This is a genomic window from Pseudomonas sp. MDT1-17 (genome assembly GCF_054898105.1).
The window spans coordinates 5,698,018-5,721,242 of sequence record NZ_JBUBVM010000001.1; the positions used below are offsets into that span (position 1 = coordinate 5,698,018).

Annotated in this window: 19 protein-coding genes and 3 tRNA genes; 2 read left to right on the plus strand and 20 right to left on the minus strand. The window is 58.0% G+C overall.

Annotated features, from left to right (window positions below):
• The gene (locus ACYZTX_RS26345; protein WP_462036489.1) at window positions 1-780 is read left to right on the plus strand and encodes a TatD family hydrolase; all 780 of its coding nucleotides are present in this window, start codon (window positions 1-3) and stop codon (window positions 778-780) included.
• On the opposite strand, the gene ACYZTX_RS26350 is transcribed toward ACYZTX_RS26345, so the two are convergent.
• The 4 genes from ACYZTX_RS26350 to ACYZTX_RS26365 form a co-directional block, all read right to left on the minus strand.
• Entirely contained in the window at window positions 781-2,811 is a 2,031-nt protein-coding gene (locus tag ACYZTX_RS26350) for a methyl-accepting chemotaxis protein (protein WP_462036490.1), read from the minus strand.
• A 248-nt stretch (window positions 2,812-3,059) separates the two neighbouring features.
• Window positions 3,060-3,896, minus strand: a complete 837-nt coding sequence (gene ampE, locus ACYZTX_RS26355) for a regulatory signaling modulator protein AmpE (protein ID WP_462036491.1) — start codon at window positions 3,894-3,896, stop codon at window positions 3,060-3,062.
• Window positions 3,893-4,453, minus strand: a complete 561-nt coding sequence (gene ampD, locus ACYZTX_RS26360) for a 1,6-anhydro-N-acetylmuramyl-L-alanine amidase AmpD (RefSeq protein WP_462036492.1) — start codon at window positions 4,451-4,453, stop codon at window positions 3,893-3,895. Before ampD ends, ampE begins: the two co-directional genes overlap by 4 nt.
• A 64-nt stretch (window positions 4,454-4,517) precedes the next feature.
• Window positions 4,518-6,728, minus strand: a complete 2,211-nt coding sequence (locus ACYZTX_RS26365) for a DUF1631 domain-containing protein (RefSeq protein WP_462036493.1) — start codon at window positions 6,726-6,728, stop codon at window positions 4,518-4,520.
• Window positions 6,729-7,012: 284 nt separating this feature from the next.
• Between ACYZTX_RS26365 and nadC the strand changes: the two genes are divergently transcribed.
• Complete coding sequence (nadC, locus tag ACYZTX_RS26370; protein WP_462036494.1) at window positions 7,013-7,861, plus strand: carboxylating nicotinate-nucleotide diphosphorylase; 849 nt, start codon at window positions 7,013-7,015, stop codon at window positions 7,859-7,861.
• A gap of 50 nt (window positions 7,862-7,911) precedes the next feature.
• Here nadC and ACYZTX_RS26375 read toward each other — a convergent pair whose 3' ends face one another.
• From ACYZTX_RS26375 to ftsH, 16 genes are all read right to left on the minus strand, one after another.
• A complete protein-coding gene (locus tag ACYZTX_RS26375) occupies window positions 7,912-8,217 on the minus strand; it encodes a DUF6388 family protein (protein ID WP_462036495.1) in 306 nt (101 codons plus the stop codon).
• A 134-nt stretch (window positions 8,218-8,351) separates the two neighbouring features.
• A tRNA-Thr gene (locus tag ACYZTX_RS26380) sits at window positions 8,352-8,427 on the minus strand.
• 139 nt (window positions 8,428-8,566) lie between these two features.
• The gene (gene pnp, locus ACYZTX_RS26385; RefSeq protein WP_461976905.1) at window positions 8,567-10,672 is read right to left on the minus strand and encodes a polyribonucleotide nucleotidyltransferase; all 2,106 of its coding nucleotides are present in this window, start codon (window positions 10,670-10,672) and stop codon (window positions 8,567-8,569) included.
• Between the two features lie 195 nt (window positions 10,673-10,867).
• Window positions 10,868-11,137, minus strand: coding sequence for a 30S ribosomal protein S15 (gene rpsO, locus ACYZTX_RS26390; protein ID WP_282374990.1), 270 nt, complete (start codon window positions 11,135-11,137; stop codon window positions 10,868-10,870).
• A 119-nt stretch (window positions 11,138-11,256) separates the two neighbouring features.
• A complete protein-coding gene (truB, locus tag ACYZTX_RS26395; protein ID WP_449643169.1) occupies window positions 11,257-12,174 on the minus strand; it encodes a tRNA pseudouridine(55) synthase TruB in 918 nt (305 codons plus the stop codon).
• 3 nt (window positions 12,175-12,177) lie between these two features.
• Window positions 12,178-12,579 (minus strand): 30S ribosome-binding factor RbfA, encoded by a 402-nt coding sequence (gene rbfA / locus ACYZTX_RS26400; RefSeq protein WP_461951925.1) that lies wholly within the window; start codon window positions 12,577-12,579, stop codon window positions 12,178-12,180.
• Window positions 12,580-12,738: 159 nt separating this feature from the next.
• Window positions 12,739-15,267 (minus strand): translation initiation factor IF-2, encoded by a 2,529-nt coding sequence (infB, locus tag ACYZTX_RS26405; protein ID WP_462036496.1) that lies wholly within the window; start codon window positions 15,265-15,267, stop codon window positions 12,739-12,741.
• 27 nt (window positions 15,268-15,294) lie between these two features.
• Window positions 15,295-16,776 (minus strand): transcription termination factor NusA, encoded by a 1,482-nt coding sequence (gene nusA / locus ACYZTX_RS26410; protein ID WP_008024459.1) that lies wholly within the window; start codon window positions 16,774-16,776, stop codon window positions 15,295-15,297.
• 47 nt (window positions 16,777-16,823) lie between these two features.
• The gene (gene rimP, locus ACYZTX_RS26415; RefSeq protein WP_010463487.1) at window positions 16,824-17,282 is read right to left on the minus strand and encodes a ribosome maturation factor RimP; all 459 of its coding nucleotides are present in this window, start codon (window positions 17,280-17,282) and stop codon (window positions 16,824-16,826) included.
• Between the two features lie 138 nt (window positions 17,283-17,420).
• Window positions 17,421-17,497, minus strand: a tRNA-Met gene (locus ACYZTX_RS26420).
• Window positions 17,498-17,593: 96 nt separating this feature from the next.
• A tRNA-Leu gene (locus ACYZTX_RS26425) sits at window positions 17,594-17,679 on the minus strand.
• A gap of 22 nt (window positions 17,680-17,701) precedes the next feature.
• Window positions 17,702-18,085 carry a preprotein translocase subunit SecG gene (gene secG / locus ACYZTX_RS26430; RefSeq protein ID WP_017336473.1) on the minus strand — a complete coding sequence of 128 codons (384 nt, stop codon included), beginning with the start codon at window positions 18,083-18,085 and terminating at the stop codon, window positions 17,702-17,704.
• A 4-nt stretch (window positions 18,086-18,089) separates the two neighbouring features.
• Complete coding sequence (gene tpiA / locus ACYZTX_RS26435; protein ID WP_462036497.1) at window positions 18,090-18,845, minus strand: triose-phosphate isomerase; 756 nt, start codon at window positions 18,843-18,845, stop codon at window positions 18,090-18,092.
• A 66-nt stretch (window positions 18,846-18,911) separates the two neighbouring features.
• The gene (gene glmM / locus ACYZTX_RS26440; protein ID WP_462036498.1) at window positions 18,912-20,249 is read right to left on the minus strand and encodes a phosphoglucosamine mutase; all 1,338 of its coding nucleotides are present in this window, start codon (window positions 20,247-20,249) and stop codon (window positions 18,912-18,914) included.
• Between the two features lie 14 nt (window positions 20,250-20,263).
• Complete coding sequence (folP, locus tag ACYZTX_RS26445; RefSeq protein WP_462036499.1) at window positions 20,264-21,115, minus strand: dihydropteroate synthase; 852 nt, start codon at window positions 21,113-21,115, stop codon at window positions 20,264-20,266.
• 8 nt (window positions 21,116-21,123) lie between these two features.
• Entirely contained in the window at window positions 21,124-23,037 is a 1,914-nt protein-coding gene (gene ftsH / locus ACYZTX_RS26450; RefSeq protein WP_462036500.1) for an ATP-dependent zinc metalloprotease FtsH, read from the minus strand.
• Window positions 23,038-23,225 lie beyond the last annotated feature (188 nt).

Here is a 23,225-nt window from a genome sequence, read left to right on the forward strand (position 1 = left end):
GTGGAGCTGATAGACAGCCACACTCATCTGGATTTTCCGGACTTCGACGAGGATCGCACGGCGTTGCTGGCCGAGAGCCGCACCCTCGGGGTGCGGCGGATGGTGGTGCTGGGGGTTTATCAGGGCAACTGGCAGCGTGTCTGGGATCTGGTGCAAAGCGATCCCGATCTGCATGCGGCGTTCGGTTTGCACCCGGTGTATCTGGATGCTCATCGCCCCGAGGACCTGACGGCACTCAGCGACTGGCTGACCCGTCTGGCTGGCCATCGGCAGTTGTGCGCCGTGGGCGAGATCGGTCTGGATTACTTCATCGAAACCCTCGATCGCGCGCGCCAGCAGGCGTTGTTCGACGCGCAGCTGCAACTGGCGGCGGACTTCAATCTGCCAGCGCTGATCCATGTGCGACGCAGCCATGCGGCGGTGATTGCCACGCTTAAACGGTTTCGCTTGAAACGCGCGGGGATTATTCATGCCTTCGCCGGCAGCAAAGAAGAAGCCCGCGAATACATCAAGCTCGGTTTCAAACTGGGCCTGGGCGGTGCCGCAACCTGGCCTCAAGCCCTGCGCATGCACCGTGTGCTTGCCGACTTGCCGCTTGAGTCGGTGGTACTGGAAACCGATTCTCCGGACATGGCGCCCGCCATGTTCCCCGGCCAACGCAACAGCCCGGCTCATTTGCCGGCGATCTGTTCTGCGTTGGCCGGGATCATGGCGATCAGCCCCGAGCAATTGGCCGCAGCCAGCACGGCCAACGCCTGTGAGCTGTTCAACTGGCGTTGATTACACCCGAAACGCGCTGATCAGCTGCTTGAGCTCCACCACCTGAGCCGACAACGCACGACTGGCATCTTCGGTCTGGTGCGCCCCTTCGGCGGTGCGTTCACCCGCGCGGTTGATCTCGACAATATTCTGGTCAATGTCGTGAGCCACTGCTGTCTGTTGCTCCACCGCGGCAGCGATTTGCTGGTTCTGATCGACGATCATGCCGACGGCGCCGAGGATGTTCTCCAGCGCTTGCTGAACCTTCTCCGACTGCCCCACGGTGCCGTTGGCCATCTGATGACTGGTACCCATCGCCTTCACCGCAGCGCCGACACCACTGTGCAGCTTGGCGATCATCTGCTCGATTTCTTCGGTCGATTGCTGGGTGCGCTTGGCCAATGTCCGGACCTCGTCCGCCACCACCGCAAAACCACGGCCCTGCTCACCGGCGCGAGCAGCTTCGATGGCCGCGTTGAGCGCCAGAAGGTTGGTCTGTTCGGCGATGCTCTTGATCACCTCCAGCACACGGCTGATGGACTGGCTGTCGCTGGCCAGTTGATTGATCACCAGCACCGACTGATCGATTTCAGTGGCAAGGGCGGCGATGCTGCCCTGCTGAGACTCCACCAGTCCGCGACCACTGATGGTCTCGTCGTTGACGCTATGGGCGCTGCTGACCGCTGCTGCGGCACTGCGGGCCACCTCAAGCGAGGTGGCCGACATCTGGTTCATGGCCGTGGCGACCTGTTCGATCTGAGTGCGCTGCCCCGCCACCGCCTGGTTGCTCTGGGCGGAAACGGTCTCCACCTGCCCGGCCTGGCGCTCGACCTCACTGACGGTCTGGCCGACCCGCTCGATCAAGTCATGGATTTTCTTCACGGTGCCGTTGAACACCTCGCCCAACTCGCCCAGTTCATCGCGACTGTTCGCGCTGAAGGTCTGCGTCATGTCACCCGCCGCCACCTTGTCCATCACTGCGCCAAGACGCTTGAGGGTGGTGCGGGTCGAGGCGTAGAAACCGCCGTAGAGGTAAAAAATCAACACAAACACCACCGACAACGCCACAGCCTGCAAGACCATGTGGGTGCGGTTCTGCTCCAGTCGCTGTTGTAACTGGATGCCGAGAAAACTCAGGGTAGCTTCGTTGAGTTGGTAGGTCTGGTCCATCAGGCCTGTGACCTGATCGTAAAAGCCCTGCCACGGCGTATCGAGCGTATCGGCCATCACGACCTGTTCTTCGAACAGTTCACTGGCCTTTTTCAACGACGCCTTGCTGCTATCGGCCTGAACAGCCAGGGTTTCCCGTGCTGCTTTGCTGGAACCCAGCGCGTCCTGCAACTTCAGGGCATATTCGGCCTGCAGTTTTTCGATCTGCGCCAACAACTCATCAAAACGGGTACTCGATGCCGAGTTGAGAAAGCCCTGCCCCAGCGAAAAAGAGCCCATCGCCCGGCCTTCACCCAGAATTTGGGTAACGGGCGGGGTGACATTGGTAATGAGTTCGCTCAGCTGGCGCATGTCGCTCTGGGTGTCGCGGCTGAGGCCAGCCTGACTGGCGATGATCTGGCTGAAAATCTGCGCATTGCCGAGCAGCTTGCCGATCATTCCGCTTTTACTTTGCAGGGAATTTTCCGCTTGCTGGACCTTGAACGCGGCGATCATTTCATCGCGCTTACTATCAAAAACGATGATCTGCTCGGGGTCAGTGGTCATCGCCGTCAGCCCTTGCAAACGGCTCAGCACACTTTGCCCCAGGCTGCTGATCTGCGACTCGACATTGCCGGCCTTACCGGATTGACCGAGCGTGACGTTGATCTGCACCAGATTGTTCAGGGTTTCCAGATCGCGCCGTAACGAAAGACTGCTGCCCAAAAGGTCGAGACTCTGCAGTTCGACCTGGGTGCCCTGGAATTCACGATAGGAATCGCGCACCAGATAGAAATTGGTTACCAGCATCGGCACAAGGAACAGCACGCTGATCAGGCTGAACTTCATGCCAAAGCTCAGGCGGTTCATCAGCGCGACAGCGGGATAGAGCAAGCTCTTCACTGGAGGTCTCCCTTTGATTTCTTATTTTTATTGGCAGGCGCGGGTCGACAGCAGATAGCCACTATTCGGCGCTAACTGTGTATAGCTTAAATCGGCGGGAGGTTTTGTAACTTAAGGTTAACGACACGGCGCACGCGGTCTTGTAATTGGATGGACTCGCCCAAGCCGAGGCGTCAATGCGCCACGGTGGCAGTCTAAACAGCCAACGACAGCGAGGGCGAGTCCATCCAATTACAGGATTGGTGTAATCAGGGAAGGACAGTCCACAACGCAAAACCGGCGTACCAGAGCACCGCCGCACGCAGCAACAGTTCCCAGATCCGGTCGAGGCTGTTGATGCCGTCAGGCCCGACCACCGGCGCTGGAATTTCACCGGCCACCAGTCCGACCTTCTCGATCAATTGGGCGGCGCTGATGTTCCAGTTCAGCAGTTCATGCAACATCACCCGGCTGACCGCGACAAAGTTGCCGACCAACGCAAAACTCGCCGCCAGCAGACGCACCGGCACCCAGTCGAACGCATGACGCAGTTGTGCGGCGCGTTCAACCACGGCCGGGTTCTGCCCGTGCTCTTCGGCCAGGGCCAGCAGTCGATAGCTCAGGGCTGCGACCGGACCCAGCAGGAAGTACCAGAAAATCACCGCGAAAAAGCTCTGATAAGCCTCCCACAGCAGATGCCCTTCGACCCGTTCCAGCAGTTGTTCGCCGCTATCGGCGCAAATACCCAGGTCGCGTTCCGCCACATGAGCGGCAGCTTGCAGGTCTTCCCGGCGCCAGGCATCGCGAAACGGCCCGAGACCGGCCAGCAGATCACCGCGGCCCAAACTGTAAATCACCACTAGCAGGTGCACCGGCAACGCCAGCAGACCGTAAGCCACCGGGTCCAGCACCAGCAGCAGCAAACCCAACAGTGCGACTGGCAACAAAACCAGGATCACCAAGATCAGCCACGGATTTTTCGCCAGACGCGGATTGACCTCAAGCTTGTTCAACTCGCGGACCCAACCGCCATCGCGCTGAACCCGATGGCGCAGGGCCGAGAACTTCTCGATCCAGACCGCCAACAGCAACACCAGAAAACTCATTGTTGTTCCTCTTTTGCCAGGGCAGCGCGATAGCGTGCCCAGTCGAACGCGGGTCCCGGGTCGGTTTTACGCCCGGGTGCGATGTCGCTGTGCCCGCAGATGCGCTGTGCGGTGATGGCCGTGAAGGCGCTTTGCAGCTGCCGGGTCAGGGTCGTCAATGCTTGATACTGAGCGTCGGTGAACGGCAGATCATCCGTGCCCTCTAGTTCGATGCCCACGGAAAAGTCGTTACAGGTTTCCCGCCCTTCGAAACTCGAAACGCCGGCATGCCAGGCACGCTCAAGACAAGAGACAAACTGAGTGACCGTGCCGTCACGTTCGATCAGAAAGTGCGCAGACACACGCAGGTCGGCGATCCCTTCAAAGTAGGGATGCTCCGTGACATCCAGGCAATTCTGGAAAAATTCCTGCACCTTGCCGGTGGCGAATTGCGCTGGCGGCAAACTGATGTTGTGGATCACCAGCAGGGAAATTTCGCCCGTGGGGCGCGCATTGAAGTTGGGCGAGGGGCATAAACGCACACCCTGGCACCAACCGCTCGCGGGGTCCAACTGCATACAGGTTCCTTCAACGACGATTGTGTTGGCGCCCAGTATGCCGTGATAGACCCTCGGGGCGCGATCACTTGCCGCGATTGAGGCGCCGCAGGTTACCGATCACTGACTCCAGCGCCCGGTCAAACAGCAAAGTGTCGTCCAGCGCTCGCACCGCGCCACAACGGAATTCCAGAGCCAGACCGGTGCGGTTGCGCTCCAGCACTTTCATTCCGGTACGATCGACGAAAATGTACTTGCCGGTGGCTTCGATGATCGCCGCGAGTTTGCAGCGTAAGGTGTTCTCGTCGCCTTCCTGAAACTCGACCCAGCACCCCAACCGCAACTGATCGACCTGAAGCAGGCCGGCATCGTCCTCCGGCAAACGCACTGACGTCGTATCGACCGGCCCTTCGTCGGCGGTTCGCAGGACGACTTCCTGCAGCACTTCGACCATGACCGGCGTATCGACAGACTGTTCAAGCTTTTGCCCTGGACGTTCGAACAGTTGAACGTGCAAGGCTTCCAGCTCACTGAAAAACTCGCTGGTGGCGAACGGATCGAATGCCGAACTGCTCAGCCCGTCGCGCAACGACTTGAGCAACCCCGGCACCAGCGTCAACAGGCGCAGGCTCGCATCGGACTCGGCATGGCGCTGTACGCTCCAGATCAAGTGCGCCATGGTCTGCACATCGGCGTGCCACTCGGCTGACTGATCGCCGTGCTTGAGGCACGTCAGCAGCAACACTTGGCTCCAGGCGTCCTGGACAAACACCACCACCCGTTGCGGCAATACTTTGCCCAACAAGGCCTGATTCAGCACCTGTTCGACGCGCTGGCGGGCCAGTTCAGTCCTGGCGCGGCCTTCTTCGGCGTCACGGGTACGTTGCTCAAGCAACTCACTGCGACGGCGCTCGTCGCTGGTGAAGGCGAGAAAATCCGCCAGCGATTCGGAAAAAACCGCCGGATCATCGACAAAATCATTCAGCAACCGTTGCACCACTTGCTCGATGCGCAGATACAGGCTGTCGCGCTCATGGTCATCGCACTCGCCCCACCCCATGGCTGCGGTGGCGATTTCGTTGAGCAGGCGCCGGGCGGGGTGACTGCTGCGGCTGAAAAAGCTCTTGTCGAGCACCGCCACTTTCAGCATCGGGATCTGCAAACGGGCGATCAATGCCTTGAGCGAATCCGGCAGGTTGCGGTCATCGAGGATGCATTCGAAGAGCATCGCGATCAGGTTGATCACGTCTTCATCAGCCACCCCGACCACGCGTGACTTGCCACTTTTGACGCTGACCCGGGTCAGCAGTTGTTCGAGCTGGTTTCGCAGATCGAAGTCTTCCCGGGCTGCCGGCGTCGGCACGTATTGCTGCAAGTGCGAGAGCAGGCGCAGCAGGTCGCGGGTGGAAATCGGCTGCGTCTGGGCACTGGCTTCAAGCGTCGGCGCGACACTGCCCCGCACGTGAAACAGCAATTGCTGCAACGCGGCGAAGACTTCCTGCACGCTGTCGTCGATCGGCGGAGCACCGGCGCGGGTGTTGGCCTGAGCGGGTTCAACACCGGCGCTGGCGGCCGCACGATCCGTGGCCCGCCGCGCAGGGGCAGGTTTGAGGTCGGGTAGAACACCGGTGGCGATCAGCAACTGATTGGCTTCGGCGTAGAGCTGACTGGCATCCCTGAGCACGTAGCGCTCGAACAGCTTGAGGATGATCAGCTTGACCTTGATCTCCACTCCCAGGTTGCGCCCGGCCTGCAAAAAGTACTCGCAGAGCATCGCCGGCCCCATGGGATTGAGCTGATCGAGCAGCTCCCTGCCCAGCAGTGCGCCGAGTCGGGCCGTCAGTTGGTCCAGGGCGAAGCCGTCGCGGTTCAGCACTTTGCTGACCATCGCCTCCACTGCCACGCTGCGCTCCATGTCGTCATTGGACAGCGCCGCCGCGGCGTCGAAGGCCAGCGCCTGGGACAAGGCAGACTGAGTGCTGTCGTACTGTGTGAGGCGGACAAAAGCCTCGAAGAATTGTTCGAGAACGCCGCGTTCGATGTTTTTGCGCTTGAGGCGCAAGTCGCGCATGGCTTCAAAGAAGAGGTTTTGATCGACGTCAGTGCGGGCCCGGTCGGCCATTTCGAACAGCGTGTCGTCGGCGTTATCGAACAGTTCCTGCAAACCATGCCTGAGCTGTTGAGCGGCCTTGTCGCGAACCTGAAGCAGAATCACAGGCAGGCGGGCGAGCGGCGAGGGAGTCGCCTGATCGGTAGCCACCTTGTGCAAAGGCACTACATTCCCGTCGTTGTGCATTCAGGCCTCCTGAAACGGTGAGTCTTCGAATAGTCGTCAATTCAAATCCACGTCAAAGCCATGACGTCAAAAGCAAGGCGGATTATCTTGCAAAAGATGTCCCTTGTACCAGCAGACTCTGCGTGTCCTATTGAAATAGACGCTTACGGAGGGCGTTGACTTAGTGCCGATTGCTCAAGCGAATCGACCAAATGCAGGTTTCAGAGCGATGGGAACGCGTCGATGCCTTGGGTTGCCCGGCACCATGGCCCTATAATCGGGCCACTTTGTTTGTGGAGTCCGTTATGCCGAATCTACGTCTCGCCGATTTGACCGCCGAAATCGAAGCCAACGTGCGCCGTGCGTTGCTCGAAGACATTGGCAGCGGCGACATCACCGCTCAGTTGATCCCCACCGAACGCCTGGCCAAAGCCACCATCATTACCCGTGACGCTGCCGTCATCTGCGGCACAGCCTGGGTTGACGCGGTGTTTCGGCAGCTGGACCCACGTGTGGCGGTGCACTGGCAGGTGCGCGATGGCGAGCGGGTGAAACCTGATCAAGTGCTGTTCCACCTCGAAGGCCCGGCGCGCTCGCTGCTGACGGGCGAACGCTGTGCACTGAACTTCCTGCAGTTGCTTTCTGGCGTGGCCACACGCGCGCAGTACCTGGCGGATTTCGTTGCCGAGACTCAGGTGAAGTTGCTCGACACCCGTAAAACCTTGCCGGGGCTGCGTCTGGCGCAGAAGTACGCCGTGACCTGCGGCGGTTGCCACAACCACCGCATCGGTCTGTACGACGCGTTCCTGATCAAGGAAAACCATATTGCGGCCTGCGGTGGCATCCCGGAGGCCATCAACGCTGCGCACAAGATTGCCCCGGGCAAACCGGTGGAGATCGAAGTGGAAAGCCTGGAGGAGCTGAAGGAAGCCCTGGCGGCAGGTGCCGACATCATCATGCTCGACGAGTTGAGCCTGGATGACATGCGCGAAGCCGTGCGCCTGAACGCAGGCAAGGCAAAACTGGAGGCCAGTGGCGGTATCAACGAAAACACGCTGCTACCGATCGCCGTAACCGGGGTGGATTACATCTCGATTGGTGCGATGACCAAGGATGTGAAGGCTGTCGATCTGTCGATGCGCCTGAGCCTTTGATAACGCCTGTGTGAATGAAAAACGCCAGCCTCGTGAGGCTGGCGTTTTTATCAGACCACCAGATTATTCATCTCGCAGTACTCTTCCCACTCGACGCCCAACACTTCGGCAGCCTCCTTGTGCAGAACAAGGCGCGCCGCCTCGAACTCTTCAGGGGGTGAGGTGTACTTGAGCGTCAGCTCCCACGGCTGCAAGCCCTGAGCTTCTGCCTCATCTTCGAACGCCCACTGGATCTGGTCTTTCTGATCGTCGGCGGGCAAGTCCTTGATCTCATCGGCTAGCTGGGGTGATTCCAGCAAGTACTTCTTCAGCGCTTCTTCGTGTCTGGCTTCTTGGGTCAATTCTTTAACGGTCATGGCGTTCTCTTTGATCTGGGGAATGGAAGATGGATCTGGATCATCAAGGATCTCTCTGACGCAAAAAAACCGTTTGAAACCCGGATTATCTGGCCTTCAGAACCATTCGGGATCATCTGAAAACAACGTGTCGCTGGTGCCCGAGACAGGAATCGAACCTGCGACCTTCGCGTTACGAGTGCGCTGCTCTACCAACTGAGCTACACGGGCAGTGGGCTAAACCTAGCACTGACTTTGGGGTCAGGCAACTTCATGACTCGTCTCATTTTTTTGCAGGCAAAAAAATACCCCGCAGCTTTCACTGCAGGGCATTTTTTACAACGTTGAAGCGGTCAGGCGTGCGGGGTGATTAAACGCCCGAAGCCTTGGCTGCTGCTACGTCTTTGATGGACAGCTTGATACGGCCGCGGTTGTCCACGTCCAGTACCAGCACTTCCACTTCCTGGCCTTCTTTCAGGATGTCGGTCACTTTCTCAACGCGAGCGTCGCTCAGCATCGAGATGTGAACCAGACCGTCCTTGCCAGGCAGGATGTTGACGAATGCGCCGAAGTCGACGATGCGCTCAACCTTACCAACGTAGATCTTGCCGATTTCAGCTTCTGCGGTGATGCCCAGAACGCGCTGACGTGCCGCTTCAGCCGCTTCCTTGGTTTCGCCGAAGATCTTGATCGAGCCGTCGTCTTCGATGTCGATCGAAGCCTTGGTCTCTTCACAGATCGCACGAATGGTCGCGCCGCCTTTACCGATAACATCACGGATTTTGTCGGTGTCGATTTTCATCGCGATCATGGTCGGAGCGTTTTCCGACAGTTCGGTACGCGACTGGCCAATGATCTGGTTCATCTGACCGAGGATGTTCTGGCGCGCTTCCAGGGCTTGGCCCAGAGCGATTTCCATGATTTCTTCGGTGATGCCTTTGATCTTGATGTCCATCTGCAGCGCGGTCACACCTTTGGCGGTACCGGCTACTTTGAAATCCATGTCGCCCAGGTGGTCTTCGTCACCCAGGATGTCGGTCAGGATGGCGAATTTCTCGCCTTCTTTAACCAGACCCATGGCGATACCGGCAACCGGTGCCTTCATCGGAACGCCGGCATCCATCAGCGCCAGGGAAGCGCCGCAGACCGAAGCCATGGAGCTCGAACCGTTGGACTCGGTGATTTCCGACACAACACGGATGGTGTACGGGAACACGTCGGCAGCAGGCAGCATGGCCTGAATCGAACGACGGGCCAGACGGCCGTGACCGATTTCGCGACGACCAGCGCCACCCATGCGACCACACTCACCTACCGAGAACGGAGGGAAGTTGTAGTGCAGCATGAACGGGTCTTTTTTCTCGCCTTCCAGGGTGTCCAGCAGCTGTGCGTCACGGGCGGTGCCCAGCGTTGCAACAACCAGAGCCTGGGTTTCGCCACGGGTGAACAGTGCCGAACCGTGGGTCTTAGGCAGAACACCGACTTCGATGTTCAAAGGACGTACAGTCTTGGTGTCGCGGCCGTCGATACGTGGCTTGCCGTTTACGATGTTTTCGCGAACGGTGCGGTATTCGATTTCGCCGAAAGCTGCTTTGACTTCGCTGGAAGAAGGCTGGCCTTCTTCACCGGACAGTTTGGCAACAACCTGGTCCTTCAGCTCACCCAGGCGAGCGTAACGGTCGGCCTTGATGGTGATGGTGTAAGCCTGGGAGATCGCGTCGCCGAACTCGGCACGGATAGCGCCCAGCAGAGCGGTAGCTTCTGGTTGTGGAGCCCAGGCCCAGGTTGGCTTGGCAGCTTCGGCAGCCAGTTCTTTAACGGCATTGATCACAACCTGGAATTCGTCTTGAGCAAACAGTACCGCGCCCAGCATCTGGTCTTCGGTCAGCTCTTTGGCTTCCGATTCAACCATCAGAACGGCATCCGAAGTACCGGCAACGACCATGTCCAGGCTCGAAGCTTTCAGTTGTTCGTAAGTCGGGTTCAGCAGGTAGCCGGTGCTTTCGTGGAACGCAACGCGGGCAGCGCCGATCGGGCCATCGAAAGGAATGCCGGAGATGGCCAGCGCAGCCGAGGTACCGATCATCGCAGCGATGTCCGGATCGGTCTTCTTGCTGGTGGAAACGACGGTGCAGACAACCTGCACTTCGTTCATGAAGCCTTCTGGGAACAGCGGACGGATCGGACGGTCGATCAGTCGGGAAGTCAGGGTTTCTTTCTCGGAAGGACGGCCTTCACGCTTGAAGAAACCGCCAGGGATCTTACCGGCAGCGTAAGTCTTTTCCTGGTAGTGAACGGACAGAGGGAAGAAGCCCTTGCCTGGATCGGCTTGCTTGGCGCCGACCACAGTCACCAACACGCTGACGTCGTCGTCAACGGTGACCAATACTGCGCCGGAGGCCTGACGGGCGATACGGCCAGTCTCGAGGGTAACGGTCGACTGACCGAACTGGAATTTTTTGATTACCGGGTTCACGGTGTCCTACCTTCTTTTGTGGCTCTTGGGGAACTTGTCTTCTTGCGAAATTCTTGGGCAATGTCGGGAGTCGACCCAACGCCTGTCCAGGGTAAAACGTGTATCCAGATAAAACTTGAGGCTGGGAGCCTGCCATGCGCCAGCGGGAAACCCACTGACGTACGACAGACAACCAACCTCTAGCGCAATCGCTGATTAGCGACGCAGACCCAGGCGACCGATCAGAGCGCTGTAACGGCTCACGTCTTTGCCTTTCAGGTAGTCCAGCAGCTTACGACGCTGGTTTACCATGCGGATCAGACCACGACGGGAGTGGTGATCTTTACCGTTGATCTTGAAGTGACCTTGCAGTTTGTTGATGTTGTGGGTCAGCAGTGCAACTTGCACTTCTGGCGAACCAGTGTCACCAACAGCTTGCTGGTAGTCAGCTACGATTTGAGCTTTTTCTTGAACGTCGAGAGCCATGAGGCAATCCTTTTATCAGGAAACTGTTTCAAAGAAACAGCTTCAACAGGCCAGGGACAAATCCCTGTATCTATAAAATGAGGAAGTGACCGTGCCTGTTAACAGCCACCCTCGTCCGGTCATTCTGACCGAATCAGTCGACGCGGCGCGATGCGCCCGTCTTCGCTCACTTCACCGATACCGATGAAGCGACCGTTGTGATCCTGTACCCGTACCATGCCGAACTTCGGTGCATCCGGGGCCCGTACCGGTTGGCCGTTTAGCCAGTAGAACGAGCTGTGCTCCGAGAACTGCAGCAGCGGCCAATCGAGCAGGCCGCTGTCCGATGGCATCAGGAAGCGATCGACCGCTTCGTTGCCGCCTTCGGCATGTACCGCTTCCAACTCTTCAAGCGTGACCGTCTGAGCCAGCGTAAAAGGCCCGGCCTGGGTACGTCGCAATTGAGCAACGTAAGCGCCACAACCGAGTTGCTCACCAATATCTTCCACCAGGGTGCGGATATAGGTGCCTTTGCTGCAATCCACCGCAAGCCGCGCAGTATCACCCTCAAAGGCCAGCAATTCCAAGCGCGCAATAGTAACAGAACGCGGTTCGCGCTCCACTACTTCGCCTGCACGGGCCAGCTTGTACAGCGGCTGGCCATCACGCTTGAGCGCCGAGTACATCGGCGGTATCTGACTGATTTGCCCACGAAAACCCGGAAGCACAGCTTCGACATCGGCGCGACCAACGGTCACCGGACGTTCCTGCAAAACTTCACCTTCGGCATCGGCCGTGGTGGTGGTCTTGCCCAGTTGCGCCAGGGTTTCATAAGCCTTGTCGGAATCGAGCAGGTATTGCGAAAACTTGGTGGCCTCACCGAAGCACAACGGCAGCACGCCGGTGGCCAGCGGATCGAGACTGCCGGTGTGACCGGCCTTCTCGGCGTTCAGCAACCAGCGAACCTTCTGCAATGCCGCGTTGGAGGTGAACCCCAGCGGCTTGTCGAGCAGGATGATGCCGCTGACGTTACGACGGATACGTTTGACCTGAGCCACCGATTACTCCTTGGCGTCTTCGGCTTCAGCCGCTACCGGGTGCTGATTGTCTTCAGCCACCGCGCGCTCGATCAGGGCCGACAGGTGCGCGCCACGCACGACGCTTTCGTCGTAGTGGAAGTGCAACTGTGGAACGCTGCGCAACTTCATTTCGCGAGCCAACTGCATACGCAGGAAGCCGGCGGCGGAGTTGAGCACCTTGATGCTTTGCGCGATGTCTTCGGCGTTGTCCTGACCCATCACGGTGATGAAGATCTTGGCGTGACCGACGTCACGGCTGACTTCAACAGCGGTAATGGTGACCAGGCCTACGCGCGGGTCTTTGACTTCACGACGGATCAGCTGTGCCAGCTCACGCTGCATCTGATCGCCGATACGTTGGGTACGGCTGTATTCTTTTGCCATGTCTTGTTACCTGTTACTGCCTCACGGTGAAACCCGTGGGGTCTGAAAGCGGCAAACGCCCGGCCTGACAAAAGCCAGACCGGGCGTTGCGTTTAGAGTCCTGACGCCGTGCCGCGCACTTGCATGCGGCGGCTCGCCGTGGCCCTTGAAGTGCGCGAGTTAGAGGCTGCGAGCAACCTGAACCTTCTCGTAGACTTCGATCTTGTCGCCAGCTTTGACGTCGTTGTAGCTCTTCACGCCAATACCGCATTCCATGCCGGCACGTACTTCGGAAGCGTCATCCTTGAAGCGGCGCAGGGATTCCAGCTCGCCTTCGAAGATAACGATGTCTTCACGCAGTACACGGATTGGACGGTTACGGTGAACAACACCTTCGATAACCATGCAACCGGCGATCGCGCCAAACTTCGGCGAACGGAACACGTCACGCACTTCCGCAGTACCCAGGATGTTCTCGCGAACATCGCTGCCCAGCATACCGGTGAGGGCTTTCTTGACGTCTTCGATGATGTCGTAGATCACGTTGTAGTAACGCATATCCAGACCTTCCTGCTCGACGATCTTGCGAGCGCCAGCATCGGCACGCACGTTAAAGCCAAACAGTACAGCGCTGGAGGCCAGTGCCAGGTTAGCGTCGGACTCGGTGATACCACCGACACCGCCACCGACAACACGCACTTGCACTTCGTCGTTACCCAGGCCGTTCAAGGCACCGTTCAACGCTTCCAGCGAACCACGGACATCGGATTTGAGGACGATGTTAAGCGTCTTCTTCTCTGCCTGGCCCATGTTCTCGAAGATGTTTTCCAGCTTGCCGGCGTGAGCGCGAGCCAGTTTGACTTCGCGGAACTTGCCTTGACGGAACAGAGCCACTTCACGGGCTTTCTTCTCGTCCGACAGCACGCTCATCTCGTCGCCAGCGTCCGGGGTACCGTCCAGGCCGAGGATCTCGACAGGGATGGAAGGACCCGCTTCCTTGATTGGCTTGCCGTTCTCGTCGAGCATGGCACGTACACGGCCATAGTTCGAACCGACCAGCACCATGTCGCCTTGGCGCAGGGTACCGTCTTGAACCAGAACGGTAGCAACCGGACCACGACCTTTGTCGAGACGCGATTCAACCACGACGCCTCGGCCAGGAGCCGAAGGAGTCGCTTTCAGTTCCAGAACTTCAGCTTGCAGCAGAACAGCTTCGAGCAACTCGTCCACACCAGTACCGACTTTCGCCGAAACCGATACGAACGGGGTGTCGCCGCCCCACTCTTCCGACGTCACGCCGTGAACCGACAGTTCGCTACGGATGCGATCGAGATCAGCGCCCGGCTTGTCGATTTTGTTCACTGCAACAACCAGCGGAACACCGGCAGCCTTGGCGTGCTGGACCGCTTCAATGGTCTGCGGCATTACGCCGTCGTCCGCTGCAACGACCAGGATCACGATGTCAGTCGCCTTGGCACCACGGGCACGCATTGCGGTAAACGCGGCGTGACCCGGGGTATCGAGGAATGTGACCATGCCGCGATCAGTTTCAACGTGGTACGCACCGATGTGCTGGGTGATACCGCCGGCTTCGCCAGCAGCTACCTTGGCACGACGGATGTAGTCGAGCAGCGAAGTTTTACCGTGGTCAACGTGGCCCATTACGGTCACAACTGGCGCACGGGAGAACGTCTCACCTTCAAACTTCAGGGACTCAGCCAGGGAGTCTTCCAGGGCGGTGTCGCTGACCAGGGTCACTTTGTGGCCCAGTTCTTCGGCTACCAGTTGAGCAGTTTCCTGATCAAGCACCTGGTTGATGGTCGCTGGAGTACCCAGTTTGAACATGAACTTGATGATTTCAGCAGCCTTGACCGACATCTGATTGGCGAGATCGCCAACAGTGATGGTCTCGCCGATCTGCACATCACGCACGACAGGGCCGGTAGGGCTCTGGAAACCGTGGGCGTTGCGCTTCTTCAGCTTGGCCTTGCCGCGACCACCACGACGGAAACCATCGCTTTCTTCGTCGGTAGTACGTGGAGCAACGCGTGGAGCAGGCGCTTTTTCCTTGACCGAAGCACGATGCGGAGCGTTTTTGCGCTCACCATCACCACTGCCACGACGACTGTTATCGTCGGCACGTGGCTTGTCCGGACGGCGCTGTTCGTTCTGCTTGTTGCGAACGTCAGCAGACGGCGCTGGTGCAGCGGCCACAACCGGTGCGCTTTCGCGTACTGGCTCAGCAACTGCAGCAGGTGCTGCAACGGCGTCGTTAGTAGCGGTTTGCGCAGCAGCAGGCTGGCGACGCGCTTCTTCTTCAGTGCGACGCTTGGCTTCTTCTTCAGCCTTCTGACGTGCAGCATTGTCTACTGCGCGACGTTCTTCCAGTTCGCGTTTGCGCTCGGCTTCGATTTCTTCCGGGCTGCGCTGTACGAAGACTTTCTTCTTGCGTACTTCAACGCTGATGCTTTTGCTGCCAGCAACACGCAGGGTGCTGGTGGTTTTGCGCTGCAATGTAATCTTGCGCGGTTCTTCCACTTTCGCCTTGTGGCTGCTCTTCAAGTGAGTCAGCAAAGACTGCTTCTCACTATCGCTCACACCTTCATCGGCGGCGGTGTGCGGCAGACCTGCCTCACGCATCTGCTGCAACAGGCGCTCTACCGGTGTTTTGACCTCATCGGCCAGTTGTTTCACCGTGACTTGCGTCATGCACTTCTCTCCTCAGGCCGCGCCTAATTACTCGAACCAGTGGGCTCGGGCGGCCATGATCAACTTGCCGGCACGATCATCGTCAATGCCGTCGATGTCGAGCAGATCGTCAATAGACTGCTCGGCCAGGTCTTCGCGGGTAATTACGCCGCGCACCGCCAGTTCCATCGCCAAATCCTTGTCCATACCCTCAAGCGAGAGCAGGTCTTCGGCCGGATGGGCGTCTGCCAGCTTTTCCTCAGTAGCGATGGCTTTGGTCAACAAACGATCCTTGGCGCGAGCGCGAAGCTCGTTGACGGTTTCTTCGTCAAAGCCGTCGATGTTGAGCATTTCTTCCAACGGTACGTAGGCAATCTCTTCCAGGCTGGTGAAGCCTTCATCTACCAGCACCTGTGCCAGGTCTTCGTCGACTTCCAGCTCGTCGATGAAGTTGCGCAGGATGTCGCCGGTTTCTGCTTGCTGCTTAGCCTGGATGTCCGATTCGGTCATCACGTTCAGGGTCCAGCCAGTCAACTGGCTAGCCAGACGCACGTTCTGACCTCCGCGACCGATGGCCTGAGCCAGATTGTCTGCGCCAACGGCGATGTCCATTGCATGGGCATCTTCGTCAACGATAATTGCCGCCACTTCAGCCGGCGACATTGCATTGATCACGAACTGAGCCGGGTTATCGTCCCACAGGACGATGTCCACACGTTCGCCACCCAACTCACCCGACACTGCCTGGACGCGCGAACCGCGCATACCGATGCAAGCGCCTTGCGGGTCGATGCGTTTGTCCTTGGAGCGGACCGCGATCTTGGCACGCGAACCCGGGTCACGGGACGCTGCCATTACTTCGATCAAGCCTTCAGCGATTTCCGGCACTTCGATGCGGAACAATTCGATCAGCATTTCCGGCGCGGTACGCGACAGGATCAACTGCGGGCCGCGGTTCTCGGTGCGGATTTCCTTGAGCAGCGCACGCAGACGCACGCCAACACGGAAGGTTTCGCGAGAGATGATGTCTTCGCGAGCCAGCAACGCTTCAGCGTTGTTGCCCAGGTCGACGATCACATTGTCGCGGGTCACTTTCTTCACGGTGCCGGAGATGATTTCCCCCAGGCGTTCGCGATAGGCGTCAACGACTTGAGCACGCTCGGCTTCGCGAACTTTCTGCACGATGACTTGCTTGGCAGTCTGTGCAGCGATGCGGCCGAACTCAATGGATTCGATCTTTTCTTCGACTACATCACCGACCTGAGCACCCGGATGCGTTTCGGCAACCTTGCTCGGCCAGGTTTCGATGGCCGGATCGTCCAGGTCTGCTTCTTCGACGACCGTCCAGCGACGGAATGTCTCGTAAGCACCCGTGTGGCGATTGATTTCCACACGCAGATCGACTTCGTCCTCGAACCGCTTTTTGGTAGCAGTGGCCAGGGCCAGCTCCAGCGCTTCAAAAATTACGTTTGCCGGTACGCCCTTTTCATTGGATACCGACTCAACAACCAGCAGTACTTCTTTGCTCATCGTACGCCTCGCCTTTCGCAAGCCATTGGATCCGCGGGATCCGCGTCTCAGTCAAAACTGGGAATAATGTTGGCCTTGTCGATCATATCGATCGGCAACAGGAACTCATGGTCTTCTACCTGCACCACGACGTCCTGCTCTTCTACACCGCGCAGAAGGCCCTGAAAGTTGCGTCGGCCTTCAAAAGGCGAGCGCAGCTTGATCTTCACTTGTTCACCGGCAAATTTTGCAAACTGCTCAATAGTGAACAGTGGGCGTTCCATGCCAGGCGAGGAAACTTCAAGGGTGTATTCAACGGCGATTGGATCTTCAACATCCAGAACACCGCTGATCTGACGGCTGACGATGGCACAATCGTCCACCAGCACGCCGCCCTCTTTATCAATATAAACGCGCAACATTGAGTGGCGACCTTGAGCCGAAAACTCAATACCCCAGCATTCATAGCCTAGGGCCACGACCACCGGGGCCAGCAAGGCCTGCAACTCTTCTAGCTTGCTCGACACCTGAACCCCCTCGTGCATGTATGTGCATGCTGTGCAAAATAAAAAAATGGGCGAAACGCCCATCCTTGAAACGCCGTCGAACAGCGGCGTTGAAAGTGTCCAGCTAACAAAAAGCCCCTTAAAAGGGGCTCCTTAAACTGGTTGCGGGGGCCGGATTTGAACCGACGACCTTCGGGTTATGAGCCCGACGAGCTACCAGACTGCTCCACCCCGCGACAAAGCTGGGGCGGAAGTATACGACCGATCCCTGACAGGGTCAATGTAACCTTCCACCTACAAGAAAGCCCGCAACAGCGGGCTTTCCTGATAATTGGTACCGAGAAGGGGACTCGAACCCCTACACCCTATGGGCACAACCACCTCAAGGTTGCGTGTCTACCAATTCCACCACCTCGGCAATACTACGTTTGAAACCCTTCTTACTTTTGCTCTTGAGCTGGAGGTACGTCAGTCGCTGGAGTAGCCGACTTTTGCTCTTGAAGCACCGGTACATCATCAGAAGCCGGTTGTTGCTTTGGAACTTCCAACACTGCTGGATTTGGCAAACCTACTTGAGTCAGCTGGTGAGCCTTCTCTTTAGCAAAGTAACCTAACCCTAAGCTGGTTATGAAGAAACCGGCGGCAAGTATAGCAGTAAACTTACTAAGAAAGGTAGAGGAACCTTGGCTTCCGAACACAGTATTTGAAGCACCTGCTCCGAAAGACGCGCCAGCATCCGCACCTTTACCCTGCTGCAGCAATACCAGAGCAACTACGCCCAATGCACCCAGCAGATGAAAAACGACTACGACTGTTTCCAGCATTTTTTCAGTTTCCCGCGGCGCGACAGATCGCACCGAACTCATCTGCATTCAGGGAAGCTCCACCAATGAGCCCCCCATCGATATCCGGCATGCCGAACAGTTCGACCGCATTGGCCGCCTTCACGCTGCCGCCGTATAGAAGCCGCACACCTTGTGCGACTTCAGAATTCTCTGCCGCCAACTGAGCGCGAATGGCTGCGTGCACATCCTGCGCCTGTTGCGGCGAAGCAGTCAGCCCAGTACCAATGGCCCAGACCGGCTCGTAAGCGATTACTGCCTTTGCAAAGGCACCAACACCCAACTCCTCTATGATACTGCCCAGCTGACGCCCGACAACCTCCAGAGTTTTACCGGCTTCACGCTGCTCAAGGGTTTCCCCTATGCACAACACCGGAATCAAGCCACATGCCTGTGCCGCCGCGAACTTGCGAATCAGCATACCGTCCTGCTCGCCCATAATCTGGCGGCGCTCGGAGTGCCCGACAAGTACCAGGGAACAGCCTGCATCTACCAACTGACTCGGCGCGACTTCACCGGTCAGCGCACCTTGCATGGATTCCACCGCAGAGTTCTGCGCGCCGACCGAAATCGACATTTCCTTCAAGCCATCAATCACTTGATTGATATGCAAGCAAGGCGGGAATACCGCTACATCAACACCGCTCGGCAAGGCCAGATGACGAAGGCCATTGATCAGCTCAGCGACGCTGGCGCGGGTACCGTGCATCTTCCAGTTACCAGCTACCATAGGGCGACGCATGCTGTACCTCGTCGGTCAAAGTGGGCGCAGATGTTACCCAACACAATCATGGCTGGCAAGCCGAATTCAGGCAGAAACTTCAGTAACCAGTTTTGCCAGCTCTTCGGCGTACCCGCGAACCTGTATTTCGTCCTCGCCTTCGACCATGACCCGCACCAGCGGCTCCGTCCCGGACTTGCGCAGCAGCACGCGCCCGCGACCGGCCATAGCCTTGGTAACGCGTTCGCTGGCCTCCTTGACAGAGGAATGATCAAGCGGGCTCGCACCACCGCTGAAACGCACGTTGATCAGCACTTGAGGGCATTTGCGCAACGCCTGACGGGCTTGAGCCAGACCCTCGGAGCGACGCTTCAGCGCCATCAGCACCTGCAGCGCAGCAATAATCGCGTCACCCGTCGTGGTGTGATTGAAGCAGACAATATGCCCTGAGTTTTCACCACCTACGAGCCAGTTGCGCTCCAGCAGGTCAGCGATCACGTAACGGTCACCGACGTTGGCGCGCACAAATGGAATCGACAGATCCGCCAGGGCCAACTCCAGCCCCAGGTTACTCATCAACGTACCGACTACTCCGCCCTGCAATTTGTCGCGCTCATGCAGATCACGAGCAATGATGAACAGCAACTCATCACCGTCGACAACAGTACCGGTATGGTCAACCATCTGAACCCGGTCACCGTCACCGTCAAAGGCGATACCCAAATCAGCATGCTCGGCCAATACGGCAGCTTGCAGCGGCCCCATATGGGTCGAACCGCAATTTTCATTGATATTCAGGCCGTTAGGATGAGCAGAAAGTACAACGACATCGGCCCCCAGCTCACGGAATACACTAGGCGCCACCTTGTAGGTCGCACCGTGAGCACAATCGATCACGATTTTCAGGCCCGCGAAGCTGGTGCCTGTCGGGACGCTGCTCTTGCAGAATTCAATATAACGACCCGAGGCATCGTTGATTCGCGACACCTTGCCGATCTTGCTCGACTCAACCACGGTCATCGGGGTATCGAGTAATTCTTCGATCATCAGCTCGACTTCATCCGGAAGCTTGGTGCCCTTTCCGGAGAAAAACTTGATGCCGTTGTCGTCGTGAGGGTTGTGCGAGGCACTGATCACGATGCCCGCTTCGGCATGGAAGGTACGTGTCAGGTAGGCGATGGCCGGTGTCGGCATCGGACCCAGGAGCATGACATCGGCACCTGCCGACGTAAGTCCGGCCTCGAGCGCCGATTCGAACATATAGCCGGAGATCCGGGTGTCCTTGCCTACCAACACCTTGCAAGCGCCCATTTTGCGGAACGCCATGCCTGCAGCCCAGCCGAGCTTGAGCATAAAGTCAGGAGTAATCGGGTACTCACCGACCCGACCACGAATGCCGTCGGTGCCAAAGTATTTTTTAGTCATAAGTACTCCATCGTTTATTCGGCTGATTCCACTGCGGTGATCATTCGCACCACATCGACAGTTTCAGCCACATCATGGACGCGCAATATACGCGCACCCTTGACCGAAGCCAGCGCCGCAAGCGCCAAACCACCATACAGACGCTCTCCAACCGGACGAATCAAGGCCTGACCTATCATGCTTTTTCGCGAAACCCCGACCAACAGAGGCCGCCCCAAGGCATGCAGGGCCTCCATATGTTTGAATAAGCTTAGATTGTGCTGCAAGGTTTTCGCGAAGCCGAAACCCGGATCAAGAATGATCCGCTCAGCCGGGATCCCCACCGACGCACACTGTGCCATCCGTTCGGCGAGAAACTCGCCCACCTCTTGCGTGACGTCCTGATACTGTGGATCGTCCTGCATGTCGCCTGGCTCACCGAGCATATGCATCAGACAGACCGGCAGACCCGTGGCCGCAGCCGCATCCAGAGCGCCATCGCGCCGCAACGAGCGCACGTCATTGATCAATCCAGCCCCAAGTCGTGCGGTTTCGCGCATGACGGCTGGCGTGGATGTATCGACCGAGATAATCACATCCAGTTCACGATGAATTCGCTCGACGATGGGCGCTACGCGCTCCAGCTCTTCCAGCGGTGAAACCGTCCTGGCGCCAGGCCGGGTCGATTCGCCACCGACGTCGATAAGAGTCGCGCCCGCCGCCACCATAGCCTCAGCATGACGCAAGGCCGCTTCGAGCTGGCGGTATTGGCCGCCATCAGAGAAGGAATCGGGAGTGACATTGAGAATGCCCATGACATGCGTCCGGGACAAATCAAGAACCCGGTTGCCGCAAGGCAACCGGGTCGAGGACAGAACAGAAGTCATTTCAAACCTTAAACGTCAGCAGCCGGACCGCCGATAGGTGTCTCCGGACGCTCACCCTGCGCCGCCGGAGGTGTTCCGGAAGTACCGGTGCTGTCTCCTGACCAGTCGCGAGGCTCTCGAGGTGTACGACCCGCCATGATGTCGTCGATCTGATCGGCATCGATCGTTTCGTACTTCATCAAGGCATCAGCCATAGCGTCGAGCTTGTCACGGTTATCCGTAAGGATCTGCTTGGCCGTGCCGTAGCACTGATCAATGATGCTGCGCACTTCGGAATCGATCAGCTTGGCTGTCTCACCGGAGAAGCTTGCACCCTGACCACCACCGCCGCGACCGAGGAACACTTCGCCCTCTTCTTCGGCGTACATCAACGGGCCGAGTTTTTCCGACAAGCCCCACTTGGTCACCATGTTCCGTGCAATCTGGCTGGCACGCATGATGTCGTTTGACGCACCGGTTGTGACGCCGTCGAAGCCCAAGGTCATTTCTTCGGCAATACGGCCGCCGTACAACGAGCAGATCTGGCTGATCAACGCACGCTTGGACAGGCTGTAGCGATCTTCTTCCGGCAGGAACATCGTCACACCCAGCGCACGACCGCGCGGGATGATCGACACCTTGTAGACCGGATCATGCTCAGGCACCACGCGGCCAACAATAGCGTGGCCTGCTTCGTGGTAAGCAGTGTTCTGCTTCTCTTTCTCGGACATGACCATGGATTTGCGCTCGGCACCCATCATGATCTTGTCTTTGGCCAATTCGAACTCTTTCATTTCGACGATGCGCTTGCCGGTACGGGCTGCGAACAACGACGCCTCGTTCACCAGGTTGGCCAGGTCGGCACCGGAGAAACCAGGAGTACCACGAGCGATCACGGCCGGAGCGACGTCGTCACCCATTGGCACTTTGCGCATGTGAACTTTGAGAATCTGCTCGCGACCACGGATATCCGGCAGACCGACGACAACCTGACGGTCGAAACGGCCCGGACGCAGTAATGCCGGGTCCAGTACGTCGGGACGGTTGGTTGCGGCGATGACGATGATGCCGTCATTCATTTCAAAGCCGTCCATCTCAACCAGCAATTGGTTGAGCGTCTGCTCGCGTTCGTCGTGACCGCCCCCCATGCCAGCGCCACGATGACGACCGACGGCGTCGATTTCATCGATGAAGATGATGCATGGAGCGTGTTTCTTGGCCTGTTCAAACATGTCACGAACACGACTGGCACCGACACCGACGAACATCTCGACGAAATCGGAACCGGAAATGGTGAAGAACGGCACTTTCGCTTCGCCGGCAATCGCCTTGGCCAGCAAGGTTTTACCGGTACCCGGAGGACCCACCATCAGCACGCCACGTGGAATGCGGCCGCCCAGACGCTGGAACTTGCCCGGATCACGCAGGAACTCGACCAGTTCACCGACTTCTTCCTTGGCTTCGTCGCAACCGGCAACGTCACCCAAGGTGGTTTTCACCTGATCTTCGGAGAGCAGGCGTGCCTTGCTCTTGCCGAAGCTCATCGGCCCGCCCTTGCCGCCGGCACCACCCTGCATCTGCCGCATGAAGAACATGAACACGGCGATGATCACCAGGATCGGGAAGCTTGCGACCAGGAGTTGAGTCCAGATGCTTTGCTGTTCTGGCTGCTTGCCTTCGACTACGACGTGGTTGTCCACGAGGTCGCCGATCAGACCGTTGTCCTGAATTGCAGGACGAATGGTCTTGAAGCTGTCGCCATCGTTGCGTTTGCCGGTAATTACATAGCCATCAACTGCTACGCGCTCGACCTTGCCATCCTTGACCTGCTGGATGAAGTCGGAATAGTTGAGGGTCTGCGGCTCATTAGGGCTGGAGAAGTTGTTCATCACTGTCACCAGGACAGCCGCGATGATCAACCACAGGATCAGATTCTTTGCCATATCGTTCAATTAACTACCCTCTGAAGCAAGCTCCGCTAATGGCGCGCGCTTCGCATGATATTCACCGGTCTAACTTACTACATTACCTACGGCTCTGGCAGGCGCCGTCTGTAACCCTTTGTGAAACACTCTCTACACAATATTCGCTAAAGCCCACGGGGCGAAATACGAAAATCCTATCGACCCGC